The organism is Paenibacillus sp. FSL H3-0333, assembly GCF_038002805.1.
Classification (GTDB): domain Bacteria; phylum Bacillota; class Bacilli; order Paenibacillales; family Paenibacillaceae; genus Paenibacillus_AQ; species Paenibacillus_AQ silagei.
In genome coordinates this window covers 7,366,241-7,388,366 of sequence record NZ_JBBODG010000001.1, presented here as the reverse complement: position 1 = coordinate 7,388,366, position 22,126 = coordinate 7,366,241, and the positions used below count along the sequence as shown (strand labels likewise).

The 22,126-nt window shown below is 52.9% G+C and carries 14 protein-coding genes, 13 tRNA genes and 3 rRNA genes; 26 read left to right on the top strand and 4 right to left on the bottom strand.

Annotation, left to right across the window (positions count from 1 at the left end):
* Window positions 1-26 precede the first annotated feature (26 nt).
* Window positions 27-1,565 carry an acyl-CoA synthetase gene (locus tag MHH78_RS32240; protein ID WP_341170424.1) on the bottom strand — a complete coding sequence of 513 codons (1,539 nt, stop codon included), beginning with the start codon at window positions 1,563-1,565 and terminating at the stop codon, window positions 27-29.
* Between the two features lie 281 nt (window positions 1,566-1,846).
* Between MHH78_RS32240 and MHH78_RS32235 the strand changes: the two genes are divergently transcribed.
* Both MHH78_RS32235 and MHH78_RS32230 read left to right on the top strand, forming a co-directional pair.
* A complete protein-coding gene (locus MHH78_RS32235; protein WP_341170093.1) occupies window positions 1,847-2,404 on the top strand; it encodes a GNAT family N-acetyltransferase in 558 nt (185 codons plus the stop codon).
* A gap of 107 nt (window positions 2,405-2,511) precedes the next feature.
* Window positions 2,512-3,228 (top strand): hypothetical protein, encoded by a 717-nt coding sequence (locus MHH78_RS32230; protein ID WP_341170092.1) that lies wholly within the window; start codon window positions 2,512-2,514, stop codon window positions 3,226-3,228.
* 90 nt (window positions 3,229-3,318) lie between these two features.
* Here the strand turns inward: MHH78_RS32230 and MHH78_RS32225 are convergent, their stop codons facing one another.
* Window positions 3,319-3,444: a DUF4023 family protein gene (locus MHH78_RS32225; RefSeq protein ID WP_076081926.1), complete on the bottom strand. Its 126-nt coding sequence runs from the start codon at window positions 3,442-3,444 to the stop codon at window positions 3,319-3,321.
* Between the two features lie 401 nt (window positions 3,445-3,845).
* On the opposite strand from MHH78_RS32225, the gene MHH78_RS32220 reads away from it, so the two are divergent.
* The 18 genes from MHH78_RS32220 (at window position 3,846) to MHH78_RS32135 (ending at window position 12,653) form a co-directional block, all read left to right on the top strand.
* A 16S ribosomal RNA gene (locus tag MHH78_RS32220) occupies window positions 3,846-5,406 on the top strand.
* A gap of 236 nt (window positions 5,407-5,642) precedes the next feature.
* Window positions 5,643-8,568: ribosomal RNA gene (locus tag MHH78_RS32215) — 23S ribosomal RNA — on the top strand.
* A 145-nt stretch (window positions 8,569-8,713) separates the two neighbouring features.
* Window positions 8,714-8,830: ribosomal RNA gene (gene rrf / locus MHH78_RS32210) — 5S ribosomal RNA — on the top strand.
* The 16S, 23S and 5S rRNA genes sit together here with 13 tRNA genes alongside, the layout of an rRNA operon.
* A 51-nt stretch (window positions 8,831-8,881) precedes the next feature.
* Window positions 8,882-8,957, top strand: a tRNA-Asn gene (locus MHH78_RS32205).
* A gap of 3 nt (window positions 8,958-8,960) precedes the next feature.
* A tRNA-Ser gene (locus tag MHH78_RS32200) sits at window positions 8,961-9,050 on the top strand.
* Window positions 9,051-9,209: 159 nt separating this feature from the next.
* Window positions 9,210-9,281, top strand: a tRNA-Glu gene (locus MHH78_RS32195).
* 5 nt (window positions 9,282-9,286) lie between these two features.
* Window positions 9,287-9,362: transfer RNA gene (locus tag MHH78_RS32190), tRNA-Val, on the top strand.
* A gap of 33 nt (window positions 9,363-9,395) precedes the next feature.
* A tRNA-Met gene (locus tag MHH78_RS32185) sits at window positions 9,396-9,469 on the top strand.
* A 9-nt stretch (window positions 9,470-9,478) separates the two neighbouring features.
* Window positions 9,479-9,556: transfer RNA gene (locus MHH78_RS32180), tRNA-Asp, on the top strand.
* 101 nt (window positions 9,557-9,657) lie between these two features.
* Window positions 9,658-9,732: transfer RNA gene (locus tag MHH78_RS32175), tRNA-Gln, on the top strand.
* Between the two features lie 26 nt (window positions 9,733-9,758).
* Window positions 9,759-9,834: transfer RNA gene (locus MHH78_RS32170), tRNA-Lys, on the top strand.
* A 16-nt stretch (window positions 9,835-9,850) separates the two neighbouring features.
* Window positions 9,851-9,934: transfer RNA gene (locus MHH78_RS32165), tRNA-Leu, on the top strand.
* Between the two features lie 7 nt (window positions 9,935-9,941).
* Window positions 9,942-10,016 (top strand) — tRNA-Gly (locus MHH78_RS32160).
* Between the two features lie 10 nt (window positions 10,017-10,026).
* Window positions 10,027-10,103, top strand: a tRNA-Arg gene (locus tag MHH78_RS32155).
* Window positions 10,104-10,113: 10 nt separating this feature from the next.
* Window positions 10,114-10,187: transfer RNA gene (locus MHH78_RS32150), tRNA-Pro, on the top strand.
* Between the two features lie 17 nt (window positions 10,188-10,204).
* Window positions 10,205-10,275: transfer RNA gene (locus tag MHH78_RS32145), tRNA-Gly, on the top strand.
* A gap of 406 nt (window positions 10,276-10,681) precedes the next feature.
* Window positions 10,682-11,635, top strand: coding sequence for a helix-turn-helix transcriptional regulator (locus MHH78_RS32140; protein ID WP_036731198.1), 954 nt, complete (start codon window positions 10,682-10,684; stop codon window positions 11,633-11,635).
* 175 nt (window positions 11,636-11,810) lie between these two features.
* Window positions 11,811-12,653, top strand: a complete 843-nt coding sequence (locus MHH78_RS32135; protein WP_051478491.1) for a hypothetical protein — start codon at window positions 11,811-11,813, stop codon at window positions 12,651-12,653.
* Between the two features lie 194 nt (window positions 12,654-12,847).
* Here MHH78_RS32135 and katA read toward each other — a convergent pair whose 3' ends face one another.
* Together katA and glgP are read right to left on the bottom strand one after the other, a co-directional pair.
* Window positions 12,848-14,302 (bottom strand): catalase KatA, encoded by a 1,455-nt coding sequence (katA, locus tag MHH78_RS32130; protein ID WP_341170091.1) that lies wholly within the window; start codon window positions 14,300-14,302, stop codon window positions 12,848-12,850.
* A gap of 347 nt (window positions 14,303-14,649) precedes the next feature.
* A complete protein-coding gene (gene glgP, locus MHH78_RS32125) occupies window positions 14,650-16,266 on the bottom strand; it encodes an alpha-glucan family phosphorylase (RefSeq protein ID WP_341170090.1) in 1,617 nt (538 codons plus the stop codon).
* Between the two features lie 304 nt (window positions 16,267-16,570).
* Between glgP and rbsK the strand changes: the two genes are divergently transcribed.
* From rbsK to MHH78_RS32095, 6 genes are all read left to right on the top strand, one after another.
* Complete coding sequence (gene rbsK, locus MHH78_RS32120) at window positions 16,571-17,509, top strand: ribokinase (RefSeq protein WP_341170089.1); 939 nt, start codon at window positions 16,571-16,573, stop codon at window positions 17,507-17,509.
* A 329-nt stretch (window positions 17,510-17,838) separates the two neighbouring features.
* The gene (gene aroD, locus MHH78_RS32115; protein WP_341170088.1) at window positions 17,839-18,603 is read left to right on the top strand and encodes a type I 3-dehydroquinate dehydratase; all 765 of its coding nucleotides are present in this window, start codon (window positions 17,839-17,841) and stop codon (window positions 18,601-18,603) included.
* A gap of 176 nt (window positions 18,604-18,779) precedes the next feature.
* A complete protein-coding gene (locus MHH78_RS32110) occupies window positions 18,780-19,472 on the top strand; it encodes a response regulator transcription factor (RefSeq protein WP_341170087.1) in 693 nt (230 codons plus the stop codon).
* Entirely contained in the window at window positions 19,469-20,836 is a 1,368-nt protein-coding gene (locus MHH78_RS32105; RefSeq protein ID WP_341170086.1) for a sensor histidine kinase, read from the top strand. The genes MHH78_RS32110 and MHH78_RS32105 overlap by 4 nt, the downstream gene beginning before the upstream one ends.
* A complete protein-coding gene (locus tag MHH78_RS32100) occupies window positions 20,833-21,435 on the top strand; it encodes a PepSY domain-containing protein (RefSeq protein ID WP_341170085.1) in 603 nt (200 codons plus the stop codon). The genes MHH78_RS32105 and MHH78_RS32100 overlap by 4 nt, the downstream gene beginning before the upstream one ends.
* A 112-nt stretch (window positions 21,436-21,547) precedes the next feature.
* A complete protein-coding gene (locus MHH78_RS32095; protein ID WP_341170084.1) occupies window positions 21,548-22,108 on the top strand; it encodes a PepSY domain-containing protein in 561 nt (186 codons plus the stop codon).
* Window positions 22,109-22,126: the final 18 nt, after the last annotated feature.

Genomic DNA, 22,126 nt, shown 5'->3' with positions numbered 1-22,126 from the left:
GTACTCCCTTGACTGAAGAGCTTCTGCTACTGGTTAGCCTTCTTCTCCTGCTCACGCAGCTCGATTCTGCGGATCTTCCCGGAAGTGGTCTTCGGCAGATCCGTAATGTATTCGATTTTGCGCGGATACTTGTAGGGAGCGGTCTGCTCCTTGACATGGGCTTGCAGCTCTTTGGTCAGCTCCGGTGTTCCGGCATGGCCGTCCTTGAGTACGATAAAAGCTTTGACGACTGACCCGCGGATTTCATCCGGGCTTGCGACTACGGCACATTCCTTAACGAGGGTATGCTTCATCAGCGCCTCTTCGACCTCGAACGGCCCGATCGTGTAGCCCGAGCTGATGATGATGTCATCGCCGCGCCCCTCGAACCAGAAATAGCCGTCCTCATCCTTGCGCGCCCGGTCGCCGGTTACGAAATACTCTCCATGTGAGCAGTTCGCTTTGCGCTCGGGATCCTTATAGTAGTTCTGGAACAGAGCAGGCATGCTCAGATGTACGGCGATATCACCGACCACTCCCGCTGGCAGCGGATGTCCGTCCTCGTCGATCACCTCGACAATGCCGGGAGCAATCGATTTGCCCATGGAGCCGATCCGGATCGGTTCATCCTTCAGCGCTGCGATGATGAGTGTGCTCTCTGTTTGTCCATAGCCGTCACGGATTGTAATATTGAAGTGTTGCTGGAATGTATGAATGACTTCCTGATTCAGCGGTTCACCGGCGGATACGGCGCAGCGCAGATTGGACAGATCGTATTCTGCCAGGCCCTCAGTCTTCGCCATCAGGCGGTATTCAGTCGGAGTGCAGCATAATACCTGAATCTTCTCGTCTTGCAGCAGCTGCAGGTAGCGCTCCGGATGGAAGGCTCCGTTATAGACGAAGCCAGTGGCCCCGTTGCCGAGTACCGTCAGGAATGGACTCCAGATCCACTTCTGCCAGCCCGGTGCGGCTGTAGCCCAGACCGTATCTGATTCACGGATATCGAACCAGAGGGAGGAAGTGATCCGCAGATGGGCATATCCCCAGCCATGCGTGTGAACTACTGCTTTGGGATTGCCGGTGGTTCCGGAGGTATAGGCCAGAATGGCGATATCATCGCGGCGGCTGGCAACCGTAGGGTAAGAATCAGCTTGTCCTTCCATTAGACCTTCCAGGTCAATCCAGCCTTCTTCAGCCTCAGCCTCACCGCTGGAGACGGACAAGCGGTAGTCCAGTGCGGGCAGATCGTCGGAGATTTTGTTCACTTCTCCGGTAACCTCAGACCAGACAATAACAGCCCGCGCTTCGGAATGGCGCAGCCGGTACGAGAGATCCTTCGCCCGCAGCATTTCAGACGAAGGAATAACAGCCAGTCCCAGCTTCAGGCAGGCCAGATATATCGCATAGGCGATGATGCGGCGGGGGACCATGACCAGGACCCGGTCGCCTTGCGTAAGTCCGAGACCGGCCAGTCCGCCGGCGAGACGGTTAGCCTGAGCCATGAGCGCACCATAGGTGATTTGCTCCAGGCTCCCATTTTCATGTAACCATTTAATTGCAAGCTTATCTTCAGGATGCTGCTCCATTTCCGAAGTGAGATTGTAGAATTCAGGTGCGATCCAACGTTGATTATCCAAATGAACCTCTCCTATATAAGTGTGATGATGTATCTGTTGACTACAGTATAGCACGTTCTCCTAGTACCAGATGCTAATCGGCACATAGGGAAGCGGAGAATGTTCTGTGACAGTCTTTATTTTGAAGCATCTTGATGCGTACAGAATCCCTGAAGGTATTTTTAACCGGATAAGGGAACCATACATTAGAGCCCTTCGCGCAGCGAAGCGGCAGAAAGCAGGCCATTGCAATGGACGAGAACACAGTGATCGATGAGACATTTATTAATGAAGGAAGTATTAGTGAAGCAGAATTCAATGAAATATTCGCTATTATGGAAGCTTCGTTTCCGGTAAGCGAGCTTAGAACCCGCAGCGGGCAGCAGGCTTTGCTGGATCAGCCGAATTATCATCTGTATACCAGCAAGGATACGGAGGGGCAGATACTGGCTTTTCTGGCGGCATGGGAATTACCCGAACTGCGGTTCATCGAGCATATTGCCGTGAATCCCAAGCGCCGGAGCGGAGGGATCGGCCGCAAGCTGATGAGCAGCTACCTTATGCATTCGGACAAGCCGGTGCTGCTTGAGGTAGAGCCGCCGGACGGGGAGCTGGAGCAGAGGAGAATCGGATTCTACGAGCGTCTGGGCTTTTACCTGAATCCCTATGACTATATGCAACCGCCGCTGCGTACGGGGCAAGCCGATCTTCCGCTGCGCATTATGACCTACCCGGAGCCGGTGACGATGAAGGAGTTCCTCCATTTCAGAGATGTTTTGTACACAGAGGTGTATGGGGTGAGCATTTGAATTACTTCTTTACAATCCGGATACAAGTTAGAAACAAGTTAATGGTTTAATAAGTCTATAGCAAGGAACACACACACTAACATCACAACTAAGGGAGACGATATTCAATGAAAAGCAAAAAAATGATCATAGCAACGATGGTATTCGGAATGGCCGTTACAGGTTCAGCAGGGGTCTACGCAGGAACGAACATGCAGAAGATCAGCGCCTATCTTAACCACGGAATCGGATTCAAAGTGAACGGAGCGGCCTATACCCCAGTTGATAACAACGGCAAAACGATGGCGCCAATCACTTATAAGGATACAACGTATCTTCCGGTCCGGGCGATGGCAGATGCACTGAAGGTGCCGGTTACCTTCAACGCTTCCACGAATGAAGTTATCCTTGGGACTGGAACAGGGGCCACAGCGCCTGATAATGATTCATCTGTGAAGCTGACGGCCGTACAGTACAGTGCAGCGCAGAAGCAGCAGATTGCTAAGGCGTTTGCGAACTTCCAAGGTTTTGAGACAGCCTATGCCCCGACACAGATGGTCAGCGGAGATGCCTTCCAGAAGGTTGCGGGCGGCGATGACGGCGTAAGCTTCCTGTTTAATAAAATGCGTGTAAATGTCTCGCCGCGTGACTACTCCGATGGTTACGACAGCACTACAGTGAAGCTCTCCAATGGAACAGAAGCGAAATGGTACACTCCTTCGGATACGCCAATGCTGACCTTCAAGCTCGCAGACCGTTTTGTAACCATCAGCTCCGCTGACAAAGCTCTTAGCAAAGCGCAAATCGAGAAAGTGGCTGTAGGCGTAACGAAACTAAGCAAATAATTACTACTGCTTCTATAGAATAGAATGCAAAAGGGATGTCCGCAGAGCCGTAACTGGCCGCGCAGACATCCCTGCTTTGTTTTGTCACCGTTATTTGTTAGAGCTATGCTGTTTATTGGCCAGTCTTGCTCCAGGAGTTCCTTTACCGCGTTTTCTGTTCTTTAGCGCTTTACGCTGATTCTCCTGGAATTTCTCCACGAATTCATGAGTGTCCATAACAATCCCCCTAGAAGGTTAGATGACGAAGGCTTGAGGCTTCCAAGCATACGTTTAGATATTCGGTTATTCTGTCCATTTGCGGCTAATATCATTCTAAGATGATGGTTATAAAATAATACTTGCAATGAATCTCTATCCGTGATATATTCTATTTCTGGCCGCGAAACATCAAGTGTTCGCTCGAAAAGAATTCGAAAAAAAGAGCTTGCATTGATCGGCTGGATGTGATATATTATAAGAGTTGCTGGTGACGACAACATCGCTGCTAACAACGAGCTTGATCTTTGAAAACTGAACAACGAGTGAGTATCTGGAAATCACTTCGGTGAGATCCAAAATTAGAGAATGTAAATTCTCGTCAGATGTTTCAAAATGAGCAATCGCTCTTTCTAAATACCAATTTGGAGAGTTTGATCCTGGCTCAGGACGAACGCTGGCGGCATGCCTAATACATGCAAGTCGAGCGGAGTTTGAAAGGAAGCTTGCTTCCTTTCAAACTTAGCGGCGGACGGGTGAGTAACACGTAGGCAACCTGCCCTCAAGCCTGGGATAACTACCGGAAACGGTAGCTAATACCGGATAATTTCTTTTTTCTCCTGAGAGAAGAATGAAAGGCGGAGCAATCTGCTGCTTGGGGATGGGCCTGCGGCGCATTAGCTAGTTGGTGGGGTAACGGCCCACCAAGGCGACGATGCGTAGCCGACCTGAGAGGGTGAACGGCCACACTGGGACTGAGACACGGCCCAGACTCCTACGGGAGGCAGCAGTAGGGAATCTTCCGCAATGGGCGCAAGCCTGACGGAGCAATGCCGCGTGAGTGATGAAGGTTTTCGGATCGTAAAGCTCTGTTGCCAGGGAAGAACGTCCGGTAGAGTAACTGCTGCCGGAGTGACGGTACCTGAGAAGAAAGCCCCGGCTAACTACGTGCCAGCAGCCGCGGTAATACGTAGGGGGCAAGCGTTGTCCGGAATTATTGGGCGTAAAGCGCGCGCAGGCGGTTATTTAAGTCTGGTGTTTAAACCTTGGGCTCAACCTGAGGTCGCACTGGAAACTGGGTGACTTGAGTACAGAAGAGGAAAGTGGAATTCCACGTGTAGCGGTGAAATGCGTAGATATGTGGAGGAACACCAGTGGCGAAGGCGACTTTCTGGGCTGTAACTGACGCTGAGGCGCGAAAGCGTGGGGAGCAAACAGGATTAGATACCCTGGTAGTCCACGCCGTAAACGATGAGTGCTAGGTGTTAGGGGTTTCGATACCCTTGGTGCCGAAGTTAACACAGTAAGCACTCCGCCTGGGGAGTACGGTCGCAAGACTGAAACTCAAAGGAATTGACGGGGACCCGCACAAGCAGTGGAGTATGTGGTTTAATTCGAAGCAACGCGAAGAACCTTACCAGGTCTTGACATCCAACTAACGAAGCAGAGATGCATCAGGTGCCCTTCGGGGAAAGTTGAGACAGGTGGTGCATGGTTGTCGTCAGCTCGTGTCGTGAGATGTTGGGTTAAGTCCCGCAACGAGCGCAACCCTTGACTTTAGTTGCCAGCAGGTTGAGCTGGGCACTCTAGAGTGACTGCCGGTGACAAACCGGAGGAAGGTGGGGATGACGTCAAATCATCATGCCCCTTATGACCTGGGCTACACACGTACTACAATGGCCGGTACAACGGGAAGCGAAGCCGCGAGGTGGAGCCAATCCCAGCAAAGCCGGTCTCAGTTCGGATTGCAGGCTGCAACTCGCCTGCATGAAGTCGGAATTGCTAGTAATCGCGGATCAGCATGCCGCGGTGAATACGTTCCCGGGTCTTGTACACACCGCCCGTCACACCACGAGAGTTTACAACACCCGAAGTCGGTGGGGTAACCCGCAAGGGAGCCAGCCGCCGAAGGTGGGGTAGATGATTGGGGTGAAGTCGTAACAAGGTAGCCGTATCGGAAGGTGCGGCTGGATCACCTCCTTTCTATGGAGAATCGTCTTCTGCAATGAAGACATTCAAATCTTAAATCTAGCCGGTCGGCTAGTTACTCACTCGTTGGTCAGTTTTGAGAGTTTAAGCTCTCAAGTAAGAAACTTGATCCTTGAAAACTGGATACCGAAACGAATTTGCGTTTTAGAACATCTTTTAGCTGAAACTTGTGTAAGCAAGTGGAAATAGTTATTAGTTGCTACCGTGATTTTCCTTAGGGGGAACACATTGGTTAAGCTACTAAGAGCACACGGAGGATGCCTAGGCGCCAGGAGCCGACGAAGGACGTGGCGAACAACGAAACTGCCTCGGGGAGCTGTAAGCAAGCTTTGATCCGGGGGTGTCCGAATGGGGAAACCCAGCTGTGGTAATTCGCAGTTACTCGTATCTGAATACATAGGATACGCAGAGGCAGACCAGGGGAACTGAAACATCTAAGTACCCTGAGGAAGAGAAAACAATAGTGATTCCGTCAGTAGCGGCGAGCGAACGCGGAACAGCCTAAACCAAGGGGCTTGCCTCTTGGGGTTGTGGGACGTCTCACATGGAGTTACAAAGGAATATGGTAGGTGAAGAGGTCTGGAAAGGCCCGCGATAGAGGTAAAAGCCCTGTAGCCTAAACTGTGTTCTCTCCGAGACGGATCCCGAGTAGTGCGGGGCACGTGAAACCCCGTATGAATCCAGCAGGACCATCTGCTAAGGCTAAATACTACCTGGCGACCGATAGTGAAACAGTACCGTGAGGGAAAGGTGAAAAGCACCCCGGAAGGGGAGTGAAATAGAACCTGAAACCGTGTGCTTACAAAAAGTCAGAGCCCTCTTTATGGGTGATGGCGTGCCTTTTGTAGAATGAACCGGCGAGTTACGTTTAACATGCAAGGTTAAGGTGAGAAGCCGGAGCCGCAGCGAAAGCGAGTCTGAATAGGGCGACTGAGTATGTGGACGTAGACCCGAAACCGTGTGATCTACCCCTGTCCAGGGTGAAGGTGCGGTAACACGCACTGGAGGCCCGAACCCACGCATGTTGAAAAATGCGGGGATGAGGTGGGGGTAGCGGAGAAATTCCAATCGAACTCGGAGATAGCTGGTTCTCCCCGAAATAGCTTTAGGGCTAGCCTCGGTGAATGGAGTGGTGGAGGTAGAGCACTGATTGGGTGCGGGGCCCGCAAGGGTTACCAAGCTCAGTCAAACTCCGAATGCCATTTACTTCTTGCCGGGAGTCAGACAGTGAGTGCTAAGATCCATTGTCAAAAGGGAAACAGCCCAGACCATCAGCTAAGGTCCCCAAGTGTGTGTTAAGTGGGAAAGGATGTGGAGTTGCACAGACAACCAGGATGTTGGCTTAGAAGCAGCCATCATTGAAAGAGTGCGTAATAGCTCACTGGTCGAGTGACTCTGCGCCGAAAATGTAACGGGGCTAAACACACCACCGAAGCTATGGCTAGATGCTTTGCATCTGGGGTAGGGGAGCGTTGTATATACGTTGAAGGTGTACCGTAAGGAGCGCTGGAGAGTATACAAGTGAGAATGCCGGTATGAGTAACGAAAAGATCAGTGAGAATCTGATCCGCCGAAAGCCCAAGGTTTCCTGAGGAAGGCTCGTCCGCTCAGGGTAAGTCGGGACCTAAGGCGAGGCCGACAGGCGTAGTCGAAGGACAACAGTTTGAAATTACTGTACCACCGTAATCCGCTATGAGCGATGGGGTGACGCAGGAGGGTAGTGACGCGGACTGATGGATGTCCGTCTAAGCAGTGAGGCTGGTGTGTAGGCAAATCCGCACATCGTAAGGCTGGGCTGTGATGGGGAGCGAAAATTATAGTAGCGAAGGTCATGATCTCACACTGCCAAGAAAAGCCTCTAGTCAGGAGAAGGTGCCCGTACCGCAAACCGACACAGGTAGGCGAGAAGAGAATTCTAAGGCGCGCGGAAGAACTCTCGTTAAGGAACTCGGCAAAATGACCCCGTAACTTCGGGAGAAGGGGTGCCTCGGTAGGGTGAATAGCCCGAGGGGGCCGCAGTGAAAAGGCCCAAGCGACTGTTTAGCAAAAACACAGGTCTGTGCGAAGCCGTAAGGCGAAGTATACGGGCTGACGCCTGCCCGGTGCTGGAAGGTTAAGGGGAGCGGTTAGGAGCAATCCGAAGCTGTGAACCGAAGCCCCAGTAAACGGCGGCCGTAACTATAACGGTCCTAAGGTAGCGAAATTCCTTGTCAGGTAAATTCTGACCCGCACGAATGGCGTAACGACTTGGGCGCTGTCTCAACGAGAGATCCGGTGAAATTTTAATACCTGTGAAGATGCAGGTTACCCGCGACAAGACGGAAAGACCCCATGGAGCTTTACTGCAGCTTGATATTGAATTTGGGTACGATCTGTACAGGATAGGTGGGAGCCGGTGAGGCAGGAGCGCAAGCTTCTGCGGAGGCGCCGTTGGGATACCACCCTGATCGTATCTAGGTTCTAACCTAGTGCCCTCATCGGGTACGGGGACCGTGTCAGGCGGGCAGTTTGACTGGGGCGGTCGCCTCCTAAAGAGTAACGGAGGCGTTCAAAGGTTCCCTCAGAATGGTTGGAAATCATTCGCAGAGTGCAAAGGCATAAGGGAGCTTGACTGCGAGACCTACAAGTCGAGCAGGGACGAAAGTCGGACTTAGTGATCCGGTGGTACCGCATGGAAGGGCCATCGCTCAACGGATAAAAGCTACCCTGGGGATAACAGGCTTATCTCCCCCAAGAGTCCACATCGACGGGGAGGTTTGGCACCTCGATGTCGGCTCATCGCATCCTGGGGCTGAAGTAGGTCCCAAGGGTTGGGCTGTTCGCCCATTAAAGCGGTACGCGAGCTGGGTTCAGAACGTCGTGAGACAGTTCGGTCCCTATCTGTCGTGGGCGCAGGAAATTTGAGAGGAGCTGTCCTTAGTACGAGAGGACCGGGATGGACGTACCGCTGGTGCATCAGTTGTTCCGCCAGGAGCATGGCTGAGTAGCTACGTACGGACGGGATAAGCGCTGAAAGCATCTAAGCGTGAAGCCCCCCTCAAGATGAGATTTCCCAGTATGTAAGACCCCTTGAAGACGACGAGGTAGATAGGTTGGAGGTGGAAGTGCAGCAATGCATGGAGCTGACCAATACTAATCGGTCGAGGGCTTATCCAAAAAATACCCCAAAAAGTGAAGATGAAGCTGACGAAGCGGATTCCGAATACTTTCCGGGGGCCCCGTAAGAAGGGCAGACGCAGATTCGTTTCGGATTCAGTTTTCAGGAATCAAATTCCTGAAGCATTTACGCTGTAAATGCCCGTTTGGTGGCGATAGCGGAGGGGTTCCACACGTACCCATCCCGAACACGACCGTTAAGCCCTCCAGCGCCGATGGTACTTGGACCGAAGGGTCCTGGGAGAGTAGGACGCCGCCAAGCGGACCATCCACACACATTGTGGTATTTTTTTTGTCCTAATTGGTTACATATTCCCTGATAGCTCAGTTGGTAGAGCACTCGACTGTTAATCGAGTTGTCACAGGTTCGAGTCCTGTTCGGGGAGCCATATGGAGAGGTGTCCGAGTTTGGCCGAAGGAGCACGATTGGAAATCGTGTAGGCGCCACAAGCGTCTCGAGGGTTCGAATCCCTCTCTCTCCGTAGTGTTACCTCCCTGATTAGGGATGAGAATCCTCAATGGTTCGTTGGAGCATAAGCTTCGATAGCACTACATCGCAATCTCGTAACGAAGTGAAGAGTATCCCTCTCTCTCCGTAGCGTTACCTCCCTGAAAAGGGAAAGGAAATAACTGTATAGCATGGCTCGTTGGTCAAGGGGTTAAGACACCTCCCTTTCACGGAGGTAACATGGGTTCGAATCCCATACGAGTCATATATGGAGGCTTAGCTCAGCTGGGAGAGCATCTGCCTTACAAGCAGAGGGTCGGGGGTTCGAACCCCTCAGCCTCCACCATCTATCTTTAACCGAATAGATTTTGTTCAATGACGCGGGGTGGAGCAGCCCGGTAGCTCGTCGGGCTCATAACCCGAAGGCCGCAGGTTCAAATCCTGCCCCCGCAATATTATCTTGGAACCGTGGTGTAGTTGGCCTAACATGCCTGCCTGTCACGCAGGAGATCGCGGGTTCGAATCCCGTCGGTTCCGCCATTTTAGTGGCGTAAGGGATGAGAAATCCCTGGATTGAGCATCCTATATCTCGAAGTATAGAGTATCCATCCGATTCCGTAGTATTTTGCTAATTATAATATTGGGGATTAGCCAAGCGGTAAGGCAACGGACTTTGACTCCGTCATTCATAGGTTCGATTCCTATATCCCCAGCCATCTATTTTCGATTGTTTCTCTTATGAGAGCCATTAGCTCAGTTGGTAGAGCACCTGACTTTTAATCAGGGTGTCGAAGGTTCGAGTCCTTCATGGCTCACCATTTTCTTGTAACGTGTGCGCGTGTGGCGGAATGGCAGACGCACCAGACTTAGGATCTGGCGTTTCACGACGTGGGGGTTCAAGTCCCTTCACGCGCACCATGTTTTTGCGGACGTGGCTCAGCGGTAGAGCATCGCCTTGCCAAGGCGAGGGTCGCGGGTTCGATTCCCGTCGTCCGCTCCATATAGATTTTGCGCCCTTAGCTCAGCTGGATAGAGCGTTTGACTACGAATCAAAAGGCCGGGAGTTCGAATCTCTCAGGGCGCGCCATTTATATTAACGGGATGTAGCTCAGCTTGGTAGAGCACCTGGTTTGGGACCAGGGGGTCGCATGTTCAAATCGTGTCATCCCGATATTTCATTTCACCTATGCGGGTGTAGTTCAATGGTAGAACTTCAGCCTTCCAAGCTGATAGCGTGGGTTCGATTCCCATCACCCGCTTATATCTGTATCACGTGAGTCTGTCATCCCTATGGGGAAGGCGGACTTTTTTTGCTATTTGGAAATGTATGCGAAAAACGGAACACAATGTGATGGAGGGAAGGTGAATGACCGAATGTAATCGAAAAACCGAACACATAGAAAGCAGAGTATCTGTGAGCCAGAGCGCTTAGGGCTGTAACTGTCAAATGGCCGTCAGAAGGCAGAGAGATGGAGAAAAGTGAGCTACGTATACGAGTGGTATAGAGGCACCAGTATTATTCACCCGCTAGGGTGATTTTGTTGTAAGGGCTGGAATGTTGCAATAGTATGGGAGGGCGTTATGTTTCTATAGAACTGATATAGTATAACTATTGGACTATTGGATCATAGGCAACACTTACTTGGAAGCTGAGGAGCATTTGTTATGACAGACAAAGTAATACGAATTTTCAGAATCATTAACGCCATTCAGTCGAACCCGGGGATTACCGCAGCAGACTTGGCTTTTAGGTGCGAGGTGAATATTAGAACGATCTACAGGGATCTTGAGGTGATCAGCCACTTTGCACCGGTTACGAATGAGGGAAGAGGCACGGGCTACCGGTTCATGGGCAAATTCTTTTTATATCCGCTGGATTTCTCGGAGCAGGAGTCGCTGGCATTCTCTTTGCTGCCTTCTGTGCTGAATCCGGATAGAATCCCGCCGGGTTTTCATTCTGCTTATGACAAGGTGATGGGGACTCATCTGAAGGAGAAATCGCGGCAGAATGGCCTGCTGGAGAATATCGCGGATATTATTCAAATGGGTACCCCGGCCTACCGCAAGGAGAGCCGGAACTTCCTGCAGCCGCTTATTGGAGCCATTCTGGAGCAGCGCAGCATCCGGACGGTATACCACTCGCAGTCACGCAACGCCACTACAGCGCGGAAGATTGATCCTTATTATCTGATCCCGCGGGATCAGCGCTTTTATCTGATTGGCTATTGCCATCTGAAGGGCGCAATTCGTACGTTCCGGATCAGCCGGTTTGAGCAGGTCGAGATGACGGCTTCCACTTTTGATAAGGGAAATTTCAATATTAAAAAATATCTGAAAAATACCTGGTCGATCAACCGGGGGACCCGGAATGTCACGTTCAAGGTACGGTTCGATCCGGAGGTGGCGCGTTACATTAAGGAAGAGGAGCTGTTCGTACAGCCGCGGATGAGCGAAGAATGCGATGGAACGCTGCTGTTCGAGGTCACCGTTAATAATGAGAAGGAGTTCATCAAGTGGATTCTGCAGTATGGTCCGAATGCTGAGATTCTGGAGCCGGAGTCGGCCAGGGAGCGCTTGAAGGAGCAGCTGGAGCAGTGGCTGGATGTGTATCAGCAGTAGCCGCAGACTACAATATTACATAATATGGAATAAAAATGTCGAAAAGGTTAGATTGAATAGCTCAACTGGAGAATAAAGGCTTTTTTAGAGATATATATGTCGGGAATGAATTGACCGGAGCGGTGAAGCAGGTTATTATTGGAATATAATGGAATGATAGGAGGCAAGATAGAAATTGCTGGAACTGGATGGGATGAATGAAGACTCTTTGACAGACATGCTTAAAGTCTCGTTCTCATGGGAGAACTGGACGGCAATTCTCGAGATTTCAGACAAGCTCTTTGAACTTGCAGTTCTAACCTACGGCTCCCATCGACAGGGTGCAAAGAAGTATTATTTGAAAAAAAATATAGCGTATTATCTCGGCTACAGTGCGTGCATGAAGGGGATTGCCTATCAAAAGCTCGGTAACCTCGCTGAATCAAGAAAGTGTATAGGCTTGTATTCGGATTTGAGTTGGATCACGGATGTGGATCAGGAAGCTGCCGTAGAAGTGGAATACTACAGGAACATTGCGATTGCCAACACCTTCGTCATTGATCTGCTGGAAGGAAAGGTTGAAGTTCTCCCTGATTATGTTGAATTCATTCGTACAGGGGACCAGGAGGAACTGCTTGCCTGCTTGATTACTGTGCTGGAATCGGCCATTAAGTACAACTTTTCTATCGACTGGGTACTGGATGAATTCAATGAGCCATTGAAGGAACTAAGCTGCAGAGAGAAGCAGGAAGATATCAGATACTACATAGACTACATGCATCTTAGTGCAATTTATTTGTATAAAAGGGAGAAAATTCATGATGCAATTAATCTGACTCTCTATATTTTGGTAATAAGTAGTAAACTTTATGACGGGACAGGCTTTAGGAAGATTGTGTCGTTTTATGAACATATCCGAAGCCATGCGACCGCAGAACAACAAGAATCTTATCAAAATGTAATGAAAAATATCTTAGAGAGGGAGTTTTTAAAAGATGAAAAAGGCGATCTCGTTATTAACAGCCGTATTGCTGATTAGTGCAAGCGTAGTGGTAACAACGGCAAGCGCAGGCGGCCACTTATCCGCATCCTCTGGCAATATCTCTATTAACAATCACGGAGCAGGCCACTAGTCTAAAATCTCTCTGTCTCATGAATCTGGAAATATAAACTGCATATCATGCAAAAAAGGGGTAAGCGACGATGCTTATCCCTCTTTGCTGTGGATAGAGGTTACTCTGTTACAGCCAAACCCAGTCCTTCTGCAATTCGCCGGCCAAACTCCGGATCGGCTCGGTAGAAGTGGCCAATCTGGCGGAGCTTGATCTCCTCGGACTCCACTGGAGTCATCGCGCCGACAATATTGCTCACGAGCCGGGCACGCTCCTCTTCACTGAGCAGACGGTACAGGTCACCCGGCTGAGTGTAGTGATCGTCATGGTCATAAGACACGCTGTCTGCCTGGCCGGAGACTTCAAAAGCAGCCGCTTTATGCGGCGCTGACTCGGTTGCCCCGCCGGCGCTGTTGGGCTCGTAGTAGACGGAGCCTCCCCCGTTATTCGTAGCATTCATCGCGCCGTCGCGCTGATTATTGTTGACCTCTGCGATAGGCCGGTTAATCGGCAGGTGGTTATGGTTCGCTCCTACCCGGTAGCGGTGGGCATCCCCGTATGCGAACAGGCGGCCCTGAAGCATTTTATCTGGAGAAGCTTCTATGCCTGGAACGAACGAGCCGGGGGAAAAGGTAGCCTGCTCCACTTCGGCGAAGTAATTCTCAGGATTGCGGTCCAGCACCATGCGGCCTACCTCAATCAACGGATAATCCTTCTGCGACCACACCTTGGTGACATCAAACGGATCGAAGCGGTAGGTGTCGGCATCCTCCACAGGCATAATCTGCACATGCAGCCTCCAGGCCGGGAAGTCTCCAGTATCAATGGCGTTGAACAAATCCGCTGTATGATAATCCGGGTTCTCCCCGGCTAGCTGTGCGGCCAGCTTAACATCGAGGTTCTTGACGCCCTGCTCTGTCTTGAAGTGATATTTCACCCAGACGGCTGCGCCTTCGGCATTCACCCACTTGAACGTATGGCTGCCGAAGCCATGCATATGGCGGAGAGTAGCCGGGATGCCGCGGTCGGACATCAGAATCGTCACCTGGTGCAGAGACTCGGGGGAGAGGGACCAGAAGTCCCAGACGGCATTCGGGTTCTTCAGATGGGTCTGCGGATGGCGCTTCTGGGTATGGATAAAGTCAGGGAACTTGATGGCATCACGGATGAAAAAGACAGGCGTGTTATTGCCGACCAGGTCGTAGTTGCCTTCCTCAGTGTAGAATTTCACAGCAAAGCCGCGCGGATCGCGCACAGTATCGGATGAACCCAGCTCCCCGGCTACGGTAGAGAAACGGATGAACATTGGGGTGCGTTTGCCGACGCCCGACAAGAAGGCAGCCTTCGTATATTGGGAGAGATCATTGGTGACTTCAAAATAACCATGGGCACCGGCGCCTTTGGCATGAACGACACGCTCAGGAACACGCTCACGGTTGAAGTGGGCCAGCTTCTCCAGCAGGTGGACATCCTGCACCAGCACGGGGCCACGGGCACCGGCGGTCATTGAATTCTGGTTGTCACCTACGGGGGCGCCCCAGCTTGTCGTTAGCTTGTTGTTATTGTTTGTGGTCATGAACACAATCACCTCGTATAGGATTTGATTTTAGATTAAGTATAAATATTATAATAACAAGAATTTAAATAAAATCAATCCTTTTTTATAATTATTATAATTAAGTGTATGCGGGAGAAGATAGATTCATGATATGAGCGATGGTCTGCGGGTGAGAAAAAAAGCTCCATTAAGAGCAGCGGGAAGATGGGCATAATGAGGCCGGATGAAGCTACAAGTATCGGTATGGGAAATTTCAGGAGGGCCTAAAAAACTCCCGCCCGCAGCAGCGGACAGGAGGGGGATTCGTGAACAGTAACGGAGCAGCAGCAACTGGGTGCGGGTAACGGGAGCAAAACTACCGCAAGTTAATTTGGGATATACATCCGGTTATAGTATTCATCCAGCATGCGCTTGGTGGCGAATTCGGTGCGGGTGGTCTCGATGCTGCGGTGCATCATCTGCACCCACTTGGCCTGATTCTCATAGAAGACCGGGAGGACGCGGTTCAGAAGGGTCTCGTACAGCGCATCGCTGTCATGCTGGTCAAGCACCGCAAAGTCGGTAGTCTCGAAGCCGCCGCCGATCTGCCAGCCGTTCTCGCCGTCGATGCAGGCCTCCGGCCACCAGCCGTCCAGGATAGAGCAGTTCAGGACGCCGTTCATGGCGGCCTTCATCCCCGAGGTTCCGCTGGCTTCGAGCGGTCTGCGCGGATTATTCAGCCAGATGTCAGAGCCGCGGGTCAGCTGGGCTCCGATGGTCATATCGTAGTTCTCCAGGAAGACTACGCTCTTCGGATATTTGCGCATCATGGCTACAAGGTTGCTGACGATCTTTTTGCCGTTGTCGTCCAGCGGGTGCGCCTTGCCGGAGAAGACAATCTGAATCTTGCCGCTCTCCAGGTACGGCTCTATAATATCCGGCCGGGAGAAAATCAAGTCACTGCGCTTGTAGGGAGCGGCGCGGCGGGAGAACCCGATCAGCAGATGCTCTGGATTCAGGGCGATGCCGGAGCGTTCTTCAATAAAGCTGATCAGCTCCTGCTTGATCTCCTTGTGGACGGCCCACAGGTCGCCGCCCTCCTCAAAAGCACGGGTCATCCGCTCATCTACCCAGGTAGGGGTGTGAATCGCATTGGTGATGCCGATGATCTCGGATCTGCCGGCGACTTCCTTCCACATGGTGTTCGCGGTGTCGGCATGAAGCTGGGCGACCGCATTCGAGATCCGCGACAGCCTTAGACCGGCGACGGTCATATTGAACGGCTCCCCGCCAATCCGCTCCATCTGGGAACGGGTTAGGCCATTGAATGCACCCATGTACTCCAGCCGGTCCAGCGGATGGGTCTCGTTGCCTTCCTTAATCGGTGTATGTGTAGTGAACACAACCTCTTCCCGTGTAGCCTTCCAGGCTTCTTCAAAGGTACTGCCGCCGGACATCTTCTCCCGGATCAGCTCGATTGCAGCGAGCGCCGCATGTCCCTCGTTGAAGTGATAGACATCGATCTTTATTCCTAGAGCGCGCATGGCTTTGACGCCGCCGATGCCCAGCACGATCTCCTGGGCAATCCGCTCCTCCCCGAACCAGCCGTAGAGCTGGCCGGTAATCCAGGCATCACTGTTCTCCGGGATATCGGTGTCGAGCAAATAGAGCGGACGGTTACCGAAATGGTCGGTTCTCCACACTTTGCAGACCACATCGGTCTTTCTGACTTTTACCGTGACCTTGACACCCGTATCTTCCAGGAAGTCGTACACATAGTTGTGGTAAGAGTCGTAGGGATTGCCGTCCGCATCAATCTTCTGGTCCGTGTAGCCCTGTTTCCATTTGAGTCCGATGGGGATGATGGGTGCACCGATATCCTGCGCGCCCTTGATGTAATCTCCGGCCAGAATGCCCAGGCCTCCGGCGTACATTTTGAAATCGGAATGCAGTCCATACTCCATGCTGAAATAAGCTACTGACGGTAAGTGGTTCTCGCTCACGTGATAAGCCTCCTAAATGCGATTTAGATAATAACAAGTTGCTGCAGGCTGTATCTAAGATGCAAACGTTTGCCCCATGAGGCAGGACGGGCTCTGGAAGCGATTGCACCATCATTCTAGCATATTTATCCTTAAAAAGCACAGCGGAGTTTCGGTGACGAATGACCGCCTGCGGAGCCGATAAATAAAATTTGATAAACCTGCCGGAAGGCCATAAGATAAGGGGAGAATAAATGTACAAGCTTCATCTAAATTATAAGCTAAACCATAAAGCAAACAATAAACCAAGTGGTGGTGTAAAGGATTGAGTATAGTCGTAATTGGAAGTCTGAATATGGATATGGTCGTACGGGCAGAGCGCGCGCCGGAGGCGGGTGAGACCCTGTTCGGTCAGGGATTTGCTCTGTCTCCGGGCGGAAAAGGGGCGAATCAGGCCGTCGCGGCGGCCAGACTGGGCGCGGATGTGACGATGATCGGCAGAGTGGGGAAGGATGCTTTTGGCAGCGGGCTGCTGGAGATTATGGAGCAGGAGCGGGTTCATACTGCGTATATCTCACAGAGTGAATCCCAGGCTACAGGGGTGGCTTCCATTGTGGTGGACGGTGCCGGTGAGAACCGGATCATTGTGGTGCCTGGCGCGAATGTGGAGATGAAGCCGGAGGATATTGAAGCACTGGAGACCGTGATCAGCGGTGCCGGGATCGTGGTGATGCAGCTGGAGACGGATCTGGCGATGTGCGAGGCTGCGGCAGTCCTGGCGTACCGGCATGGGATTCCGGTGATTCTTAATCCGGCTCCGGCCCAGCCGCTGAGCGATAAACTGCTGCACCATATCACCTACCTGACTCCGAATGAGACAGAAGCGGGCATTCTGGCCGGCATCTCTGTGGAGAGTGTGGAGGATGCAGAGCGTGCGGCCCGGATGATGCTGTCAAAAGGGGTCCGGCATGTCATTGTAACGCTGGGCTCCAAAGGGGCGCTAATCGTGGATGCTGCCGGAAGCCGGCATGTAAAGGGGTTCCCGGTGCAGGCGGTAGATACAGTGGCAGCCGGAGATTCCTTCAACGGGGCGCTGGCCTGGCAGCTGACCTGCGGGAGGACGCTGGAGGAAGCGGTCCGCTTCGCCAATGCAGTCGGTGCGCTGGCGGTTGGCAAGACCGGTGCAATTGCTTCTCTGCCCAGACTGGAAGAGGTAGAGCAGTTCCTGCGGTCAGCTGCTAAGGCGGAGCCACAAGACCTGTAGATCCCAGTAGATTTCGTGTGTGAGATAGAGGAAGCAGATGATGATATATAAGACACACTAAAGAAATTAACGAAAAGCAAAAAGAAGCGGAGGGGAAATTTGAAACTGTAGGAGCGGTAGCGTCCGCCTTTGTCAACGGATTTCAACCGCGAGTAGCGGATTAAATTAAGAAATCTGTTGACGGGCAGCGGCCGGAAGTCCAAATGTTCACCGCAGCGACGACCAAGCTTCCAGTTCAAACCTTAAGTGCGTTTTATATAATAGACAAATTAAGCGGGGAGCGTCAGAGGAAGCTCTGAGACTCCGGGTCCGCTAAGGAGCTGACACGTTTGAGCGGTACAGTAACCGTCAAGAATATAACCCTCGGAGAAGGGATGCCCAAAATCTGTGTTCCGCTGGTCGGAACGACGCGGACGGAGCTGCGTGAAGAAGCTGAGGCGCTAATCGCACTGGCGCCGGATGTGGTGGAGTGGCGCAGTGATTTCTTCACGGAGGTGGAAGATATTAATGCCGTGACCCAGGTGCTGGAGGACATCCAGCGCCTGCTGCCGGAGATTCCGCTGATCTTCACCTTCCGCAGTGCCAGGGAAGGCGGCGAGAAGGAAATCTCCACAGCCTATTACTTCCGGCTGATCCAGGCGGCGGTAGAGAGCGGGCTGGTGGATATAGTGGATGTGGAGCTGTTCCAAGAGGAAGCGGAGGTCCGCAGACTGATTGCAGCAGCGCATGGAGCGGCAGTGTTCGTGATTCTCTCGAATCATGACTTTGGCGGGACGCCTTCCGAGGATGAGATTGTCTCCCGGCTGCGCCGGGCGCAGGAGCTGGGCGGCGATCTGCCCAAGATTGCCGTAATGCCGCAAGGTCCAGCCGATGTGCTGACCCTGCTGGCGGCGACGAACCGGATGCAGGAGCAGTATGCAGACCGTCCGATCATTACGATGTCGATGGCCGGGGAGGGCGTGATCAGCCGGCTGGCGGGGGAGATCTTCGGCTCGGCACTTACCTTCGGTGCGGCGCATAAGCCTTCGGCACCGGGGCAGGTGGCAGTCGCCGAGCTGCGCGGTGTGCTGGAACTGCTGCACCGCAGCTTGTAGCGGCTGCCGGTTCAGACGCAGCAGGAATGGGGATAGACAGGGGTGTTTCCGGCCGGTATTACGGTGGAAGCACCCTTTTGCATATAGAGAGAGATAGCAAATAGCGGGAGGAGTTTGAAACTGTAGCTGCCCATGCCCTACAATGGAGGCAATCAAGTAGAAGGGGCGGAGCGCCGATGACAGAATTGATTCTGGTTGTGGAGGATGAGGTGAGAATTGCCCGTCTGCTGCAGATTGAGCTGGAATGCGAGGGATACCATGTGTCCATTGCCGGGAGCGGCCATCAGGGGCTGGAGATGTACCAGGAGCAGCAGCCGGATCTGTTATTGCTGGATGTGATGCTGCCTGGATTCAGCGGCATAGAGCTGCTGCGGCGAATCCGGGTGGGTGATCCCGATACGCCGGTGCTGCTGCTTACAGCCAAAAGCTCGGTAGAGGATAAAGTATCAGGCCTGGACCTTGGGGCCAATGATTATATTACGAAGCCGTTTCAAATTGAGGAGCTGCTGGCGCGTGTCCGTGCTGCGCTGCGGCTGGCCTCGGGGCGGAGGAGAGAGGAAGCCGTCAACCTGCTGATGGCAGAGGATCTGGAGCTGAACGAAGCTACGCGGGAGGTGAAGCGGGCAGGCCGGAGTATCGAGCTGACTCCCCGGGAGTTCGACCTGCTGGTCTACCTGCTGAAGAATAAGCGCCAGGTGCTGAACAGGGAACAGATCATGGCTGCCGTCTGGGGATACGATTATTACGGGGATACGAATATTGTGGATGTCTATATCCGCTATGTCCGCAAAAAAATTACGCTGGACCACCAGCCTGAATTGATTCATACCGTGCGGGGCGTTGGTTATGTGCTGAAGGATGCCCCATGAAGCTGCGGAGCACCATTCATCTGTATTCCAGCGTGCTGTTCGCCGTGCTGCTTATTCTCATGAATCTGTTCATCTACGGCGTGTTCAGCCGGATGTCACTAGACAGCCAGCTCGGGCAGGCATCTGCCGAGACGGCCAGAATTGCTGCCGCGATGAAAAAAACGGGAGACGGGGTAACGGCACCGGAGCTGCTCCGGGCTTATGTGCCGGTGGAGGGAATGCTGCGGCTGCTCACTGTGGACGGAGGCGGACCGGCGCCGGTCACCTCAACCTCGGGGCAGGAGATCAGCCGGCTGAAGCCGGTCTACCATCCCGGGAAGCAGGCGGAGCGGGTCCGGGTGGACGGACGCTTGTATGCGTTCGTGAGCGTTCCGGTCATCTGGACGGACGGGAACGTCCTGAATGTCCAGATGACCAAAAGTCTGGAGGGCACGATGGATACCTTGCGGGTGCTGCGGCTGGTCCTTGCAGGCGCTACGCTTGCGGTGCTGCTTCCGCTGCTGCTCTCCGGCCGCCTGTTGTCGGGCCTGATTATGCGGCCCATCGTCCAAATGACGGCGACTATGCGGGAGATTCAGCGCAGCGGGAAATTCCGCAGGCTTCCGCTGAAAGCACACTCGAAGGATGAGCTGGTGGAGATGGGGCATACCTTCAACGACATGATAGGCCTCTTAGAGAGCAATTATGTGAAGCAGGAGAAATTCGTGTCGGATGCCTCCCATGAGCTGCGCACACCGCTGACGGTTATTGAGAGCTATGCCAGTCTGCTGAAGCGCAGAGGGCGGGATCACCCGGAGCTGTTCGATGAATCGGTTGAGGCCATCCATTCCGAAGCTGTGCGGATGAAGGAAATGACGGAGCAGCTCCTGCTGCTGGCGAAGCACCCGGAGCAGTGGGATCTGGAGCTGAAGGTGATGGATCTGGAGGAGCTGGTGCGTTCTTCGGCGAAGGCTTTTCATAATGCGTACGGGAGAGAGGTCACGGTTCAGGTCAAGGGGCCGGCTGAGGGCTACAGCGATGAAGCGAAGCTCCGGCAGCTGCTGTTCATCTTCCTGGACAATGCCCGCAAATACAGCGATGAGCAGATAACCGTGCGTATTGATGCTGCCGGGCAGGAACGGATGATTGTGATTACCGACCGCGGCATTGGAATTCCGCCGGAGGAGCTGCCGAAGATATTCGACCGTTTCTATAGAGTGGATGAGGCGAGAACCCGTGAGAACGGAGGGGCAGGCCTGGGGCTGTCGCTTGCCGCAGAGATCGCGGGGGCGATCGGAGCGGAGCTGTCCATGGATAGTACGGTAGGCCTGGGAACCTCGGTAACGATTCGCATCGCTGCGGACCGCAGGGGAGGTGGACAATGAACCAGCATCCAAGGAACAAGAGCAAAATGTACAAGGCAATCATAGGTATGGTTGTCTTCCTGCTGCTGGCTTGGGTTGCCTTCCGGATATTCGGGAGGGATTCGGAGCCGCTGTTATCCAGAGATCAGGCGGAGCTGGCTGTGCTGAGCGAATATCCCGGTAAGGTAGACAGTCTGAAGCTGCAAGCCGGAGCTTATGTAGCGGTGCTTCAGACGGAGCAGGGACGGTATGAGCTGAAGCTGGACGGAGTTAGCGGCGAGATTCTCTCCATCGTGCTGTTGAAGCGCGTGGACGAACCGGCGGTGCAGCCTACGTCTGCCGCTACTCCAGCTCCATCTGGCGGAGCTGACGCTACCCCGTCACCAGCACCTACCCCGTCAGCGCAGAGCGTAGTCTCCGAAGAGGAGGCTGTCAGGCTGGCTCTGCGTGAGGTACCGGGGGAGCTGGACGATGTGGATACGGGAATTGATGCGGCAGGCGCTTATTATCTGGTGGAGATTCATACTTCAGACGGGCGGGAGGCCGTAGTCCAGGTGAATGCCATCTCGGGCCATATCATGTCTGTGACCTGGGAAGAGCCGGATGGGGACGATTCCTAGGGTATCTGTTTTTTTCTCAGCGAATTCTAATGTTACTCCCGTTGTTCTCTCAGATTGTAGCGTTATAGTTACTACATGAAGCAGCGAAGAATGAACTTAGGAGGCGTTAACATTGAAGACAAAGATATGGAGCAGTATCACGGCGGCAGCACTTATTCTCGGAGGCGCTTATGGTATAGGCGAGCTGAAGGGCAGTACGGCAGAAGCAGCCGCATCCGCGAAGAGTCAGAGCAAAACGTTAATTAGTGTAAGCAAAGCCGAGCAGATTGCCTTGAAGGCAGCTCCGGGACAGGTGGAGAGCATCGATCTGGAGAAGAAGGCCAGCGGCACGTTTTACGATATCGAAATTCAGCAAACCAAGCAGGAGATAGATGTCCGGGTAGATGCCTATTCGGGAAAAGTGATCAGCGTGCGCAAGGATGCAGACGATGAAGACTCTCATAAGGCAGCTCCGGCCTCAGGCGGCAAGCTGATTACCGCAGGCAAGGCGGCTGAGGTGGCTCAAGCTGCTGTGAAGGGGACGGTCACCGAGATTGATCTGGACCGGGACCATGGAGGAGCTGTCTATGAGGTTGAAGTCAGGAACGGGCAGGTCAAGACAGAAGTAGGTGTCGATGCGTATACTGCCAAGGTTGTGTACACCGATACGGATTCCGACGAGGATGATGATTGAGCCAGAATAACGTTTCAG

Coding starts and splice junctions, on each gene's coding strand:
- MHH78_RS32240 (WP_341170424.1), bottom strand. CDS start 1,565: ATGGAGCAGCATCCTGAAGATAAGCTTGCAATTAAATGGTTACATGAA.
- MHH78_RS32235 (WP_341170093.1), top strand. CDS start 1,847: ATGGACGAGAACACAGTGATCGATGAGACATTTATTAATGAAGGAAGT.
- MHH78_RS32230 (WP_341170092.1), top strand. CDS start 2,512: ATGAAAAGCAAAAAAATGATCATAGCAACGATGGTATTCGGAATGGCC.
- MHH78_RS32225 (WP_076081926.1), bottom strand. CDS start 3,444: ATGGACACTCATGAATTCGTGGAGAAATTCCAGGAGAATCAGCGTAAA.
- MHH78_RS32140 (WP_036731198.1), top strand. CDS start 10,682: ATGACAGACAAAGTAATACGAATTTTCAGAATCATTAACGCCATTCAG.
- katA (WP_341170091.1), bottom strand. CDS start 14,302: ATGACCACAAACAATAACAACAAGCTAACGACAAGCTGGGGCGCCCCC.
- MHH78_RS32110 (WP_341170087.1), top strand. CDS start 18,780: ATGACAGAATTGATTCTGGTTGTGGAGGATGAGGTGAGAATTGCCCGT.
- MHH78_RS32105 (WP_341170086.1), top strand. CDS start 19,469: ATGAAGCTGCGGAGCACCATTCATCTGTATTCCAGCGTGCTGTTCGCC.
- MHH78_RS32100 (WP_341170085.1), top strand. CDS start 20,833: ATGAACCAGCATCCAAGGAACAAGAGCAAAATGTACAAGGCAATCATA.